Genomic DNA, 13,221 nt, shown 5'->3' with positions numbered 1-13,221 from the left:
CCCCTGAGGCCTGCATCCTGCAGCGTGATGGTCGATCATCGACCTCTCGCGCGTTTCGCGCTCGTTCCTCAGGAGATACCTGTGAGCATGCCCTCTCGCCGTCGTGCACGCGTAGCCGCAACCGCCGTCGCCCTCGCCCTCGTCGTCCCGACGATGCTGTCCGGCTGCAGCCAGATCGCCGACGCCATCGGACAATTCCCCGGACAGGCCGGAAGCAACGCCTCCGTGGTCGTCCCCGCACCCGTGCCGCAGTCGTCGGCGGGCACGAAGCCCTTCGACTCGCAGTTCACCTACGACGGGTCCGTGCGTCTGACGTCGGAAGTCGCGGACGGCCTCGAGCTGCGCCTCGACGTCTGGGCGGTCGATCCCAAGCGGACGATGGAGTGGACCGCGACCAACGAGAAGCAGCTCGGGTTCGCGGTCAACATCGTCGACAACCGCGTGGACGAGAAGGCCGTCCTCGCCCAGAAGCGTCGCGTCTACGTCTCGTCCATCTCGATCACTTCGCAGACCGCGCAGACCAGCGGCCAGGTGTCGAGTCCCTTCCAGTTCAGCGCCGACCCGCGGACCCTGGTTCCCTCCGACACCCTGCGCTCCGACCGGGGACTGCTTCTGAACAGCTTCCAGGGTGGTCTTCTCGTGCCGACCACCTCGATCCGGCAGCTGCCGACGGACACCTACGGCATCACCTTGGAGTTCGCGCTGAACGTCGCCGTCGAGGGAACGGCCAACACCGACACCTCGTTCAGCCAGCAGACCGTCTACCAGTACCTCCCGATCGCGATCTTCGCCGACGAGGGACAGTCTACGAACGGGCAGAGCACGGGCACATCGAGCACGAACGGACGCGCGCCCGGCTGGGGACAGACGACGAACCAGGGCTGACCCTGCGCGTCGGACTCACTCGCTTCCGGACTGCGTCCGACGCGGTCGCGACCGCCGGCTCTCCATGAGCCACGAGAGGTCGTCGACGTCTCTGAGTAGATGGTGCTCGAAGGCGAGATCGGGGACGTCGTCGTAATCGATCGACGGCATCCGGCGCGCGAAGGCGTTGCGCAGCGACTCCTCGACCCCGGCTGCGTCCGTCGCTGCGGGGGCGACGACGAACACCGTGTCGCGCGCCGGCATCCCGGTGACGGCACCGGGCACCGCATCCATCGCGGCGGCGGCCACGGTGCGCAGCATCGTCTCTCCCCGCTCGCCGCTGTGGGCGGCGCGGATCAGGTCGATCTCGGGGACGCGGACGAGGGTCGCGCGGATGATGGCGTGCTCCGAGAGCAGGCGACTGGTCTCACGGCGGAGGGCTCCCCGCGCGAAGGCCCGCGTTCCGGGCGCGGGGTCGTCGTCGAGCTGCCGACCGACCCAGACGGCGCCCACGGAGACCAGGGCGATCGCGACCGCGCTCACGGCCGCCGTGGTCTCAGCCGATACCGGCCCGGGCCGAAGCAGCGGCCCCATGCCGAAGGCGGCGGCGACGGTGAGGCGGGCGAGGTTGTAGGCGGCGTAGAGGCTCAACGTCCAGGAGAGGAGCCGGGCCCCGCCCAGCTGCCCGACCGGTGGGCGCGCGCATTCCAGCGCGCACAGCGCCGAGAACACGACGAGACCGGCCGTCTTGAGGAGAGTCGCGTCGTCCAGGGGGACGAGGAAGGTCAGGCCGAAGAGGAGGATGCCGCCGGCGCCCGTGCTCACGGCGCCGATCGCACGTCGACCGTTCAATCGACGCGCGCCGGCCCACAGCAGTCCGACCGCCACGATGTTGGTCGCGTTCCCGGCGGCCGCGGCGGCGACCGAGTCCCACGCGGTCTCCATGACGTTCATCGCCCCGCACACGAGGGCGGCGATCGCCGACATACCGAAGTACCGGACCATGTCGGCGCGTTCTCCGCCCCGATCGTCGTCGGGTCGACCGTGGGCCAGGAAGAGCATCGTGAGGGCGACTCCCGCGGCGGCGATGGATGCCAGCAGGGCGAGGACGATCACGGACGGACGTCTCCTTCGGGTGCCGCCGCAATCTTGAGCAAATCTTGCGGCGACGGTGGTCGTGTACAGCGGTCGTCTTGCGGCGAACCTATCAGAGTAGGACTCGGCCGATACGCCGCGAGAACCGACAGGAAGACACCGCCATGACTGATGCGCGCAGCTTCACCCCCCACACGAGGGACTTCGACATGCACCAGGGTGCGCTCGAGGCCGCGGGTGAGCACGGTTTCGCCGACGACTTCGCGGCCGTGCTGGAGAACACCTCCGTGCACCGGTCCACCATCGGCTGCGTCATCCCGGCCTACAACGAGGAGGAGTCGATCGCGGACGTGATCGAGGCCCTCCTCGCTCAGACCCGTGTGCCCGACGTCATCCACGTTGTCGTGAACAACACCTCGGATGCCACGGTGAAGATCGCGTCGGAGTTCAGCGGACCGCACGAGCTGCACACCGAACTCGGCGAGCAGTTCACCGAGGTCTTCGTGCACGACATCGGGAAGAACCCCGACAAGAAGGTCGGCGCGCTCAACTACGGCTACTCGCTCGTCGAGGGGTACGACTACCTTCTCGGCGTCGACGGTGACACCATCGCCGACTCCAAGGCCGTCGAGTACCTCGAGACCGAGGCGATCTCGGACTCGCGCATCGGTGGCATCTCGGCGATCTACACGATCGACGACAAGCCCATCAAGGGTCTCGTCGCGCGGTTCCTCACCGCGGGTCAGCGCACGCAGTTCGCGGCGTTCAACCTGCAGAACATGCTCCGCGGCCGTAACATGGCCGTGCTCGGTGGGCAGTTCTCGATCTTCTCGACGAACGCCCTGCGCGACGCGATGAAGCAGAACCACCAGTCCACCCCCTGGGTGAAGGACTCCGAGGTCGAGGACTCGCTGCTGTCCCTGCAGATCAAGAGCGCGGGCTACCTCACGAAGATCAGCCCGTACGCCCGCGCCGACGTGGGCGGCATGACCACCCTCTCCGGCTACGACGCCCAGCAGGTGAAGTGGACCTACGGTGCCATCGAGCTGATGTGGCCGGGCCAGCGCGGCGATACGAAGGGCCAGCCGTTCCACCCCAACCTGCGCCTGCGCTGGTTCGAGAACTTCGGCATGCTCACGAACCTCTTCGTCCGCGTGGCCTTCCTCACGTTGCTGGCGGGTTCGCTCTCGATCGGCGCCTTCGTGTTCTCGCCGCTGTGGCTCATCCCGCCGGTGATCGCGATGCTGCTGAACCTGCGCATCGCCCGCACGATGAAGAACGTCGATCGCACGGACGTGCTCTTCGCCGTCCTGTTCTTCCCCGCCGAGATCTTCATGTGGATCCGCATCAGCCACTTCGTGCGCTCCTGGACCCGATTCCTCTCGCGCAAGAAGGTCGACAACTGGGCCATGCAGGCCAAGGCCGAACGCGGTGGCGGTCTCGGCCACTGGACCCCGATGGTCGTGCTGGTCGCCGTCGCGATCGCGCTCGCCGTGATCTGGGTGATGGTCGGTCCGATGGTGCAGTCGTCGATCCTGTGGATCGGTTGGCCGATCGTCGGCGTCGTGACCGTCCTTCAGACGCTCCTCATGTTCTCCAAGCTCGTCCGTCGCCACCACGGGTTCAAGGTCTGACGGACACCCGGTCTGATACGCCCGAACGCATCAGAGAAAACGGATGCCTCGGCCCTGGGGAGGGTCGAGGCATCCGTTGTATGCGCGGAGCGTCAGGGCGTCGCGAGCAGCTCGGAGGTGAGCCGGTAGCCCACTCCGCGAACGGTCTCGATGTAGCGCGGGTTCGCGGGGTTGTCGCCGAGCTTGCGACGCAGGTTCGTCATGTGCGCCTCGATCGCGCGCTTGTCCGCCTCGCCGACGAAATAGCTCGTGACGTAGGACTCCCCGCGGAGCACGAGGGTGAGATCGGCCTTGCTGCGGACGCGTCGCTTCGATTCCATGAGGGTCGCGAGAAGGTCGAACTCGGTCCGCGTGAGCTCCAGCTCTTCCCCACCGACCCGGACGAGCCGGCTGTCGGGGTCGAGGAGCAGGTCGCGGTGCGCGACCCAGGCGCCGCCGGTCGGAGTGAGCTCTCCCGGTGCCGACCGCGGGACGACCTCTCCGCCCGGAGCGGCCTGTCGAGGCTCCGGTCCCTGCGACGACGGGACGATGACGGCCGCCGTGGGACCGGTGGCGGCGGGCTGCACGCTGGGGACCTCGGAGCGGCCCGCCGGGAAGGACGGGCCGACGCTGTCCTGGCGCGGTGCCGACGAGACGGCCGACTCTCCGCCCCGGGGGCGACGCAGCAGCGCCTCGATGCGCGCGCGCAGCTCGCGCGGGCGGAAGGGCTTCACGACGTATTCGTCGGCGCCGGCGCCGAGACCGAGGACCACGTCGGCCTCTTCTTCGAGACCGGTGAGCATGATGATGTAGGTGTCACTCTGCTGGCGGATCCGGCGCGCGGCTTCGAAGCCGTCGATGCCGGGCATGTTCACGTCCAGCGTGGTGATGAGCGGTTGATAGGCGATGACCGCGCGCACCCCGTCGATCCCGTTGCCGACGGACACGGTGGAGAAGCCCGCTGATTCGAGCACCTCGACCAGCAGGTGGCGGATATCGGGATCGTCTTCCACGATTACGGCTGTCTTCAGCATCTCGGTGCTGTCGCTCATGTCACCCACTCTTCCGGCTTCGCACGGGACCGTGCCCGCGTTCTCCCCCGAGTCGCGGTGTCGCAGCGCGACGAGCGCAATTTTGACACACTTCCCGGCACGGTCGCGGTCGACCCCTGGGTCAGCGCTGTTCGCGGGTCAATTCCGCCGCTGCGGCCGGCCACCATGCGCCGGCGACGGGACCCCCGTTGCACTCGCCGTCGCTCTCACCGGCCGGCTTGATCCACAGGTTGGTGTCGACCACTCCATCGCCGTAGGAGCCGCCGGGGCTGCCGACCAGGCGGCCCGAGGGGTTGCACCACTCCGACCCGGCGGGGCCTGCGCCGTTGCGCGAAGTGTCGACGACCGCGTGAGTTCCGCCGAGAAGGTCGGACAGCTCGTGGGCGTAGGCGAACTCCGCGGCGGTGTCCTGGTAGTTCGAGACGTTCAGGGCCACGCCTCGGACGTCGGGGAGGACTCCCATCGCCTGGATCAGGCTCGCCATCTCGGCGGCGGGATGCCACGCGGAGTGGCCGCCGTCGACGTAGATCCAGGTGTTCGTTCCACGGATGTTCTGAACCGCCTGCTGCAGATAGCCCGCGCGATCGCTCACCGACCCGCACGAGGAGGACAGGGCGATGGAGTCCGGCTCGAGCACGACGATCTTCTGGATGTCGGAGGCGTTGCGGAGGGCGTCGCCGATGCGCTTGGTCCACTGCGCGTACGACGCGGGGTCGAGGCCCCCCGCGGAATGATTGCCGCAATCGCGGTCCGGGAGTCCGTACACCGCGACCGAGATGGATGCCTTCTGGTCTCGCGCCTCGGCCGCGAGGTGAGCGATTCGGTCCCACACCTCATCGATGGGGTCGAGCTCGGGCGTCAGCCAGTACGTGGTGGGCTGCGTGGAGAGCCACTGCGCGGCCGCGACCTGGTCGGTGTCGCCCTCTCCCGAGCGTGCGGCCTGCGCGGCCTTCGACTCGTCCGGCGCGACGATCCGGGTGCCGACCGCCGGCGGCTTCGCCGACAGCGTCTGGAAGAGGTTCGTGACCAGGCTCCCGACGACGCCGATTCCGGCGATGAGAGCGACGACGGCGACGATCGCGCCGGCGACGATGAGCGCGCGCGGGGCCCGCCGTCGGGGCCGCCTCGGCCGGGGTGATCTCGCCACGTTCAGGACTCTAGTCGAGGTGAGCGGGGCCAGGGCCGAGGTAGTTAAGGGGGTGAAGCGTTATAGACTGTGGCCGTGGGCAAACTGGTTTACAACACCCTCGGGCATTCTTTCGACATCGAGGATCGGACCCTGTCCCACCTCCGAGTGGTCTTCATGAACAAGCTGCGCCGCGGCGAACCCTTCATGTTCCAGTTCCCGATGGGGGACGGCAGCGGGACCCGCACGCTCTGGATCTCACCGTCGATCCCGCTGGTCTTCCACTTCTACGGCAGTCGAGCGCCGCAGCTCAATCGTCGGTGGGTTGAAGCTCTCATGGACGAGGCGAGTTCCCCGCAGGGACTGAGCATCACGGCCGAGCCCGACCCCGACGCGGTTTCCGCCTCGGTGGGCTGAGCTCCCTCAGGCGCACTCGGCGTCGACGACCTCGCGCACACGGTCCAGGAACACAGCGAGCTGATCCGCGGTGTCTTCCGGAAGGCCCAGGGCGAATTCGCGGATGCGCGCGGTCACCGGGTCGATGGCATCCGGATCGGCGCCGCGATCGAAGGGGACGACGAACTTGCTCCGGCGGTCCGAGGGGTTCGCGACGAAATCGATCAACCCGCCCGCGCGCAGGCGGTCCAGCATCCCCGTGACCGAGGCGGTGGAGATTCCGAGCGCCTGGGCGATCTCCGTCGGGGTGACGGTGACTCCGGCGTCGGCGCGTTCCAGGATCAGACGCATTGCCGCGCGGGCGTTCTCGCTGGGACCGCAATCCGTCTGCCGCCGCCGAGCGAGCCGGGCCTCCGCGAGGCGGAGCCTTTCGACCGCGCGCGCCGCCGTCATCGCGTGATCGTCCTGCGTCTCGAGCGTCATGAGTCTCCTCGGGGTAGAGCCCCCGTGTAGGCATTCTAGTTAGGTCGCCGAGATTCCAGCCGAACGATGCATTCCGGCTCGAGTCCGACAAGGGAGATCACGCTGAGACTTCCCTTTCGGTTCATGTGCTCAGCCGGGCGGATCTCGTATGATCAGGGGACCGGAACCACCCGGAAGGAGACGCCGATGGGCTCACTGTTCTACGGATCTTCTCCGAGCCCGATCCGCATCCCCGATCGCGTCCTCGCCCACGTCAAGGTCGTCATCGCGACCAAGTTGCGTCGCGGCGAGAGTTTCACCGTCTCGTGGCGGCATCCATCGGATGAACCCGCCGGGCGGAGCACCCTCTGGATCCAGCCGTCGATTCCCCTGCGGTTCGTGTTCGGGTCTGCGGAGCCCGAGGTGCTCGACCCCGCCGTGCTACAGAGCCTGGCGAACGCGGCGAATTCATCGAGCGGTCTCACGCTCGATCTCGGCGACAGCACCGTTGCACTCGTCGCGGACGCCCGCTGAGACTCACCGCGACGCCGTGGCGTGGCGGTGAGCGATGGCCGACATCCACTCCATGCCGGGGCACGGGGGAGCCGAACGCCCGCGCATGCGTTCCCACGCCTCGACGTAGATGCCCTCGAGAAGCGCGTCGGCGCGCGCCGCGATCCCCGTGAGGGAGAGCAGCACCGCATAGATGCGGGGTGAGGTGGCGTCGTAGAACTCGACGAAGGCGTCGCAGTCGCCCGAGGCTGCGCGCACGAGGAGGGCGTCGAGATCCTGCTCTCGACTCTCGCGGGTCGCGGTATCGGTCATGGTCACGGTGCACCTCCTTCGTCCGTGATGCCAGTCAACCGCCGTGCGCCGTCGGCGGCCTGGGGTTGCGCGATCGGGACGTGTGCCGTAGCGATCGGTGAGGGGAGCGCGGGAGCGCCGGAACGTGGCGTCAAGCCTGCCCGCGGCGACCGAGGACCGTCGTACGGTGTCTCCATGAAATCTGTCGTGCGCTGGGCTCTCGCCCTGGCAATGCTGTTCGCCGGTGTCTCGCACCTGACCTTCGCCCGCCGCGACTTCCAGGCCCAGGTGCCCGACGTGCTGGTCGAGAACGGTCCGCTCGATCGCGACGCGGTGGTCGTGGCATCCGGCGTGGTGGAGGCGGCCTTCGGGCTTGCGCTCCTCGTCCTCCCGAAGGAGCGGCGTCGGATCGGAGCCGCGCTCGCCGCCTTCTTCGTGGCGATCTTCCCCGGCAACATCGACCAGTGGCGCAAGGGTCGTTCGGCGTTCGGGCTGGACACCGACCAGAAGCGTTTCGGGCGGTTGTTCTTCCAGCCCGTCCTGGTGGCGGCCGCGTGGTGGTCCACCCGGTGACGCGACGATGACGGATGTGGTCAGCCTGGAGCTGGTCTTCGACGACGAGACCGACTCCGCCGTCCGCGCAGAGTGGGACGCCCTCGTCAGCGCCGACCTGCCCAGTCAGGCCCGTCACCGTGGCGAGAGCAACCGCCCCCACGTGACCCTCCTCGTCCGACCGGACCTGGCGCCGTTCGATGTCGCGCCCCTGGAGGCGGCTCTTCCGCTCGCGCTCCGCCTCGGGGCCCCCGTCCTGTTCGGGAGGGGACGCAACCGGGTCATCGCGCGCTCCGTGGTCCCGACGGAGGAGCTCCTCTCGCTGCACGCGCGAGTCCACGAGCTCGCCGGGCCGGGGGCCGACGTCGACCACTCGGTTCCCGGCGCGTGGACGGCGCACGTGACACTCGCCCGGCGGGTGCCCCTGGAGCGCCTGGGCGACGCGCTCGGCGTCCTGGAGGAACGAGGCGGCGAGGATCTCGCAGCGCGAGCGGTCGGCATCCGCCGGTGGGACGCTGCGACGAAGACGGTCACGGATCTCGTGGGACGTGGCACCCTGGAATCGTGCTGACCGACGACGCCTTCGAGTTCCTCCGCGAATACCACCTGGCCACCCTGTCGACCATCGGGCGGTCGGGGCGGGTGCATTCCGTTCCGGTCGGCTTCACCTACGAGGACGGCGTCGTCCGCGTCATCGGTTCGCGGGGAACGCAGAAGTTCGTCAACGCGGAGCGCAGTGGTCGGGCTTCCATCTGCTCGGTCGACGGGGCGAAGTGGATCAGTTTCGAGGGTGCGGCGCGGGTGAGCGATGATCCGGATGCCGTGAGCCACGCGGTCGAGTTGTACGCCGCCCGCTACCGGCAGCCGCGGGTCAACCCCGATCGGGTCGTCCTGGAGATGACCGTCGAGCGCGTCCTCGGCTCGGCCGTTTTCCGAGGCTGAGAGGCGTATGGTGGGGTCCATGTCCCCCGTCACCTCGTCGATGCCCTCCGGGCGTGAGGGGGTCGTCGGCGCGCGGAGCGCCGACGGCACAGGCGCCGTGCACGCCGCCTTCCTCGCCGGGTGACCGGCGCGGGCGCTCGGCTTCGCCGCACGCGCCCACCTCGCCCGTCCTCTCGAGGCGGGCCTATCGCCGCGCGATTTCCCGCGCGTTCGTCGCCGCTCCGCCCCGCGCGACGCGGTTCACCGACGGGACTTTCCATGCACGCCTTCTCTGCCTCCGATCTCCGCTCCAGCTTCGTCAACGTCTCCACGCGTGAGCGCAGCTCCATCGTCATCCCCACCGACCTCGACGCGGCTCCGTGGGACCGCCTCGACTACTTCGGCTGGCGTGACGCCAAGACCCCGCTCCTCGGATTCGTGGTCGCCGACATCGACGGGAGCCCCGTCGGTCTTCAACTGCGACAAGCAGAGCAACCGACGCGCACGCGCCCGCAATGCTCGTGGTGCTCCGATGTGACGTTGCCGAACGACGTCGTGTTCTTCGCCGCCCGCCGCGCCGGGAAGGCCGGGCGCGCGGGCAACACCGTCGGAACCCTCGTGTGCGCGCGGTTCGAGTGCTCGCGGAATGTTCGGCGGCTCGATCCGCCCGCCTACCTCGGGCATGACGCCGCGGCCGCTCGCGATCGACGGGTCGAGGCGCTGCGCGCCCACGTCGACACGTTCTTCCGCGACCTGCGCGACGGCGCGTGAAGACGAACCGGACTGACCGCCCACGAGTCGTCGGCGGTCAGTCCGGTGGGTCGGCGCCGGCGGAGCGGGCACCGCGCGGGCGCACACGAGGGGGTGCGCGCGGCGTTCACACGGCGCTCGTCGGACGCGATAGTGTTCAGTGTCTCCCCCGGACATGAGTCGACGGCTTGGTGCCTGAGGGGGAGAACGGTGTCGGCACGATCACACGGCGCGGTCGAGGCGGGTTCTCCGACTCGAGACCGGCGTCCTTCGGGGCCATCTCCCGCGCGGGGCGCGGTATCGGTGCAGTGCACTGAGGCCGGAAGGTGACCTCGATGTCCGTCGACGACCGCCTCGACGCCGTCCTGAACACCCTCGCTGACCGAGTCCGTCGTCTGCGGCGCGAGCGCGACCTGTCCGTCACGGCTCTGTCGTACGAAGCCGGGATCTCGGAGTCGCGTGTTCGCGCGATCGAATCCGGACGCACCACGGCCTCGCTGGCGACCCTCGTCGCTCTCGCGGAAGCCTTCGAGATCGATCTGTCGGAGCTGTTCGGCGAGACGGCTCGGGACCGGAGCGATCGAGAACCCCAGAGCCCGTACGTCGTGCCGAGCGAGGTGACCTGGGGCGGGGACCTCCCTCCGGCGCCGTGGATGACGTCGGCCGCGCCCGCGCCCGCGTCGAGCCCCCATGTCGTGCCCAGTGAGGTGATCTGGGGAGGGGAGCTCCCCGCCGCCCCGTGGGTGAGAGGCACCTCGGCGCCGCAGACGACCTCCGTCACGCCGCCGCGAGTCGACCCTGCGCCCGCGTCGCCCCCGATCGAACCGACGGAGAAGTCGTGGGGAGGCGCTCTTCCTCCGGCGCCGTGGATGGGGAGCGCCCCGGCGGCGACGACGGTCGTCTCGCCCGCGTCCACCGCCACGATCGTCCGAACGGAGATCGGCGTGGCGCCTCCGGCTCCTCTCGTGGTCGAGAGCGACGCGCCCCCGCCCACTTCGCGCTACGTCCTCGTCGCTCAGGATGCGGGTGTCGCCCGCGAACCGCGGACTTTCTCCGATCTGCGCGAGGGGGTTCTCGCAGGTCGGGAGTTCCGCTCCCTCCGGGAATTCGCGGTCGCGGCCGTCGCCGAGGCGGACTACGACGTGGTCACCGTCGCCCGGATCTTCCGCTTCCCCGTCTGGAAGCTCGAGCGGTGGGTCGCCGAGGCGGGGTACGTCGGACGCGCGTGATGCCGGGGTGCGCGCAGTGCGCACCCCGACCCCTCACAGCGCGCGGAGCTTCTCGAGAAGTGGGGCCGCGATCTCGTCGACGAAGCGCTGCTGCTGCTCGTCGCCCACCTGGACGATCGCGATGTCGGTGAACCCCGCGTCGATGAAGGGGCGGACGCTCTCGGCGAGCTCGTCGAGGTCCGGGCCGCAGGCGATCGACTCCGCGACGTCCTCGGGCCGCACGAACTGCGACGCACCCGCGAAGCCGGCCGGAGTGGGCAGATCGGCGTTCACCGCCCAGCCGCCGGCGAACCACCGGAACTGATCGTGGGCGCGGGCGACCGCGGCATCCTTGTCCGGATCCCAGCTGATCGGGATCTGGCCGATCTTCCGCGAGGGGCCCTCGTGGTGCGCATCCCATCCGGCGATCAGATCGCCGTCGGGTTCCGTGGTGATCAGGTGGTCGCCGAGCGGGGCGAAGCGTTCGATCGAGTGCTCGCCCGACACGGCCACACCGATGGGGACGCCACCGTCGGGGGCGTCCCACACGCGCGCGGAGTCGACGCGGAAATACTCGCCGTCGTAGGTGACGAGGTCGCCCGTGTGCAGCGCGCGGATGATCTCGATCGCCTCGACGAGCATGTCCTGACGCGCGTGGACGGCGGGCCACCCCTCACCCACGACGTGCTCGTTCAAGTTCTCGCCGGATCCCAGGCCCAGAGTGAAACGACCGTCGGACAAGAGCTGAAGGGTCGCCGCCTTCTGGGCCACCACGGCGGGGTGATAGCGAACGGTCGGGCAGGTCACGTACGTCATCAGCTCGACGTCGGTGGTGGCCTGTGCGACCGCTCCGAGCACCGTCCAGGCGTAGGGCGCGTGGCCCTGGCTGGTGAGCCACGGGGAGTAGTGGTCGCTCGAGACGAGGAAGTCGTAGCCGGCGCGCTCGGCACCGACGGCGTAGTCGACGAGGGCCTTGGGGCCGCTCTGCTCGGTCATGAGGGTGTAGCCGAATCGCGTCATGTCGGCCACGGTAGGGCGGGGGAATCGCGCGCTCGCCGGGGTTGCGTTCGCCACGCAGATGCGGCAGACACGACGGAGGGCCCGCGGTCCGCGCCGCGGGCCCTCCGTGACGAGGTCAGTCTTCGGGAGCGTGGATGACCTTCTCGCCCTCGAAGGTCTCCCGCTCCTTCTTCTTGTCGTCGTTGCGGGTCTTGCGCAGGCTGAGGAAGGTCGCCACTGCCACCGTCGCCGCGATGAACAGCAACGAGAACCAGATGGGGATTTCGGGCACCCACAGCAGCGGTTCGCCGCCGTTGATGAACGGCAGCTCGTTCACGTGCAGAGCGTGGAAGACGAGCTTGACGCCGATGAACGCCAGAATGACCGCGAGGCCCTGCGCGAGGTAGACCAGGCGCTCGAGCAGGCCGCCGATGAGGAAGTAGAGCTGGCGCAGACCCATCAGTGCGAACGCGTTGGCGGTGAAGACGATGTACGCCTCGTTCGTCAGGCCGTAGATCGCGGGGATCGAGTCGACGGCGAAGACGAGGTCGATGAAGCCGATGGCGATGATCACGAGCAGCATCGGGGTGACGAATCGCTTGCCGTTCTTGCGCACGGTCAGCTTGTCGTCGTTGTACTCCTCGCTCACCGGCAGGACGCGGCGGACGAACTTCATGAATCTGCCGTTCGCGGGGTCGCTCTCACCGTGCGCGAACGCCTGACGATAGGCGAGGAACAGCAGCAGCGCGCCGAAGATGTAGAAGATCCAGGAGAAGTTCTCGATGAGGGCGGCGCCCACGGCGATGAAGGCACCGCGCATGATCAGAGCGATCACGATGCCAATCATCAGCACCTTCTGCTGGTAGATCTTCGGCACGGCGAACCCGGTCATGATGATCAGGAACACGAAGAGGTTGTCGATCGACAGCGCCTTCTCGGTCAGATAACCGGCGAAGTACTCCCCACCGAACGTCCAACCGGAGAACACGCCGATGCCGACGCCGAACAGGAGCGCGAGGCCGATGTAGAACGCCGACCAGCGGGCGGATTCGGCGATCGAGGGCTCGTGAGGCTTTCGGACGTGCGCGAAGAACTCGAACACGAAGAAGGCGATGGTGATCGCGATCGTGATGATCCAGATCAGAGGGGTGACGCCCATGGCGGCCTCCAAGGGAAATAGGTGTACGGCAAGACACCAAGGTCTCCTCCACCCGGCGAGATGGGCCGACGTCCCGGGCTCACGATGGCGTGATCCGTATTGACGAGAACGTCGCGGTGGGAGTACTCCCCTTGCTGGGCTCGATTGTACGGCATCCGGCTCTGCGTTCCGGGACTGGACGACGATCCGCCCGCTGTGCTAACCGGGGGTGGATGCCGGA

General features: G+C 68.6%; 16 protein-coding genes. 9 read left to right on the top strand and 7 right to left on the bottom strand.

The features are described from left to right. The first annotated feature begins 87 nt into the window (after positions 1–87). The gene (locus AB6V31_RS12665) at positions 88–885 is read left to right on the top strand and encodes a fructose 1,6-bisphosphatase (protein WP_369366245.1); all 798 of its coding nucleotides are present in this window, start codon (positions 88–90) and stop codon (positions 883–885) included. A gap of 15 nt (positions 886–900) precedes the next feature. On the opposite strand, the gene AB6V31_RS12660 is transcribed toward AB6V31_RS12665, so the two are convergent. Beyond that, positions 901–1,980, bottom strand: coding sequence for a hypothetical protein (locus tag AB6V31_RS12660; RefSeq protein WP_369366036.1), 1,080 nt, complete (start codon positions 1,978–1,980; stop codon positions 901–903). A gap of 143 nt (positions 1,981–2,123) precedes the next feature. Here AB6V31_RS12660 and AB6V31_RS12655 point away from each other — a divergent pair, with 143 nt between their 5' ends. Then, entirely contained in the window at positions 2,124–3,593 is a 1,470-nt protein-coding gene (locus AB6V31_RS12655; RefSeq protein ID WP_056226312.1) for a glycosyltransferase, read from the top strand. Positions 3,594–3,685: 92 nt separating this feature from the next. Here the strand turns inward: AB6V31_RS12655 and AB6V31_RS12650 are convergent, their stop codons facing one another. Both AB6V31_RS12650 and AB6V31_RS12645 read right to left on the bottom strand, forming a co-directional pair. Then, positions 3,686–4,624, bottom strand: coding sequence for a response regulator transcription factor (locus AB6V31_RS12650; RefSeq protein ID WP_176786377.1), 939 nt, complete (start codon positions 4,622–4,624; stop codon positions 3,686–3,688). Between the two features lie 121 nt (positions 4,625–4,745). Continuing rightward, entirely contained in the window at positions 4,746–5,771 is a 1,026-nt protein-coding gene (locus AB6V31_RS12645) for a glycoside hydrolase family 6 protein (RefSeq protein ID WP_369366033.1), read from the bottom strand. 75 nt (positions 5,772–5,846) lie between these two features. Between AB6V31_RS12645 and AB6V31_RS12640 the strand changes: the two genes are divergently transcribed. Then, positions 5,847–6,167 (top strand): hypothetical protein, encoded by a 321-nt coding sequence (locus tag AB6V31_RS12640; protein ID WP_056228297.1) that lies wholly within the window; start codon positions 5,847–5,849, stop codon positions 6,165–6,167. A gap of 6 nt (positions 6,168–6,173) precedes the next feature. Here AB6V31_RS12640 and AB6V31_RS12635 read toward each other — a convergent pair whose 3' ends face one another. Beyond that, positions 6,174–6,629, bottom strand: a complete 456-nt coding sequence (locus AB6V31_RS12635) for a MarR family winged helix-turn-helix transcriptional regulator (protein WP_056226316.1) — start codon at positions 6,627–6,629, stop codon at positions 6,174–6,176. Positions 6,630–6,815: 186 nt separating this feature from the next. Between AB6V31_RS12635 and AB6V31_RS12630 the strand changes: the two genes are divergently transcribed. After that, entirely contained in the window at positions 6,816–7,142 is a 327-nt protein-coding gene (locus tag AB6V31_RS12630; RefSeq protein WP_369366030.1) for a hypothetical protein, read from the top strand. Between the two features lie 3 nt (positions 7,143–7,145). Here the strand turns inward: AB6V31_RS12630 and AB6V31_RS12625 are convergent, their stop codons facing one another. After that, positions 7,146–7,439: a hypothetical protein gene (locus tag AB6V31_RS12625; protein WP_056226322.1), complete on the bottom strand. Its 294-nt coding sequence runs from the start codon at positions 7,437–7,439 to the stop codon at positions 7,146–7,148. A gap of 168 nt (positions 7,440–7,607) precedes the next feature. Here AB6V31_RS12625 and AB6V31_RS12620 point away from each other — a divergent pair, with 168 nt between their 5' ends. The 5 genes from AB6V31_RS12620 to AB6V31_RS12600 all read left to right on the top strand — a co-directional run bounded on the left by AB6V31_RS12620 (position 7,608) and on the right by AB6V31_RS12600 (position 10,864). Then, positions 7,608–7,985 (top strand): hypothetical protein, encoded by a 378-nt coding sequence (locus AB6V31_RS12620; protein ID WP_056226325.1) that lies wholly within the window; start codon positions 7,608–7,610, stop codon positions 7,983–7,985. Between the two features lie 16 nt (positions 7,986–8,001). Further along, positions 8,002–8,535 (top strand): 2'-5' RNA ligase family protein, encoded by a 534-nt coding sequence (locus tag AB6V31_RS12615; protein ID WP_074696445.1) that lies wholly within the window; start codon positions 8,002–8,004, stop codon positions 8,533–8,535. After that, on the top strand, positions 8,529–8,906 hold the full coding sequence (locus tag AB6V31_RS12610; protein ID WP_369366027.1) for a PPOX class F420-dependent oxidoreductase: 378 nt from the start codon (positions 8,529–8,531) through the stop codon (positions 8,904–8,906). The genes AB6V31_RS12615 and AB6V31_RS12610 overlap by 7 nt, the downstream gene beginning before the upstream one ends. Positions 8,907–9,164: 258 nt before the next feature. Next, positions 9,165–9,656: an FBP domain-containing protein gene (locus AB6V31_RS12605; protein WP_056226331.1), complete on the top strand. Its 492-nt coding sequence runs from the start codon at positions 9,165–9,167 to the stop codon at positions 9,654–9,656. Positions 9,657–9,970: 314 nt separating this feature from the next. After that, the gene (locus tag AB6V31_RS12600; protein ID WP_369366025.1) at positions 9,971–10,864 is read left to right on the top strand and encodes a helix-turn-helix domain-containing protein; all 894 of its coding nucleotides are present in this window, start codon (positions 9,971–9,973) and stop codon (positions 10,862–10,864) included. 33 nt (positions 10,865–10,897) lie between these two features. Here the strand turns inward: AB6V31_RS12600 and AB6V31_RS12595 are convergent, their stop codons facing one another. Both AB6V31_RS12595 and AB6V31_RS12590 read right to left on the bottom strand, forming a co-directional pair. Then, a complete protein-coding gene (locus AB6V31_RS12595; protein ID WP_369366023.1) occupies positions 10,898–11,863 on the bottom strand; it encodes an LLM class F420-dependent oxidoreductase in 966 nt (321 codons plus the stop codon). Between the two features lie 115 nt (positions 11,864–11,978). Next, entirely contained in the window at positions 11,979–13,001 is a 1,023-nt protein-coding gene (locus tag AB6V31_RS12590; protein WP_056226338.1) for a TerC family protein, read from the bottom strand. Between the last annotated feature and the right edge of the window lie 220 nt (positions 13,002–13,221).

This window comes from Microbacterium sp. 16-032 (assembly GCF_041079455.1).
GTDB classification, from domain to species: domain Bacteria; phylum Actinomycetota; class Actinomycetes; order Actinomycetales; family Microbacteriaceae; genus Microbacterium; species Microbacterium testaceum_A.
Note: the sequence above shows the minus strand (reverse complement) of the source record. Positions and strands in the feature narration are given on the sequence as shown.

Excerpts from the sequence above, each read along its gene's own strand:
- AB6V31_RS12655 (WP_056226312.1), top strand. The coding sequence starts at position 2,124 with ATGACTGATGCGCGCAGCTTCACCCCCCACACGAGGGACTTCGACATG.
- AB6V31_RS12630 (WP_369366030.1), top strand. The coding sequence starts at position 6,816 with ATGGGCTCACTGTTCTACGGATCTTCTCCGAGCCCGATCCGCATCCCC.
- AB6V31_RS12665 (WP_369366245.1), top strand. The coding sequence starts at position 88 with ATGCCCTCTCGCCGTCGTGCACGCGTAGCCGCAACCGCCGTCGCCCTC.
- AB6V31_RS12635 (WP_056226316.1), bottom strand. The coding sequence starts at position 6,629 with ATGACGCTCGAGACGCAGGACGATCACGCGATGACGGCGGCGCGCGCG.
- AB6V31_RS12620 (WP_056226325.1), top strand. The coding sequence starts at position 7,608 with ATGAAATCTGTCGTGCGCTGGGCTCTCGCCCTGGCAATGCTGTTCGCC.
- AB6V31_RS12595 (WP_369366023.1), bottom strand. The coding sequence starts at position 11,863 with ATGACGCGATTCGGCTACACCCTCATGACCGAGCAGAGCGGCCCCAAG.
- AB6V31_RS12600 (WP_369366025.1), top strand. The coding sequence starts at position 9,971 with ATGTCCGTCGACGACCGCCTCGACGCCGTCCTGAACACCCTCGCTGAC.
- AB6V31_RS12650 (WP_176786377.1), bottom strand. The coding sequence starts at position 4,624 with ATGAGCGACAGCACCGAGATGCTGAAGACAGCCGTAATCGTGGAAGAC.
- AB6V31_RS12605 (WP_056226331.1), top strand. The coding sequence starts at position 9,165 with ATGCACGCCTTCTCTGCCTCCGATCTCCGCTCCAGCTTCGTCAACGTC.
- AB6V31_RS12590 (WP_056226338.1), bottom strand. The coding sequence starts at position 13,001 with ATGGGCGTCACCCCTCTGATCTGGATCATCACGATCGCGATCACCATC.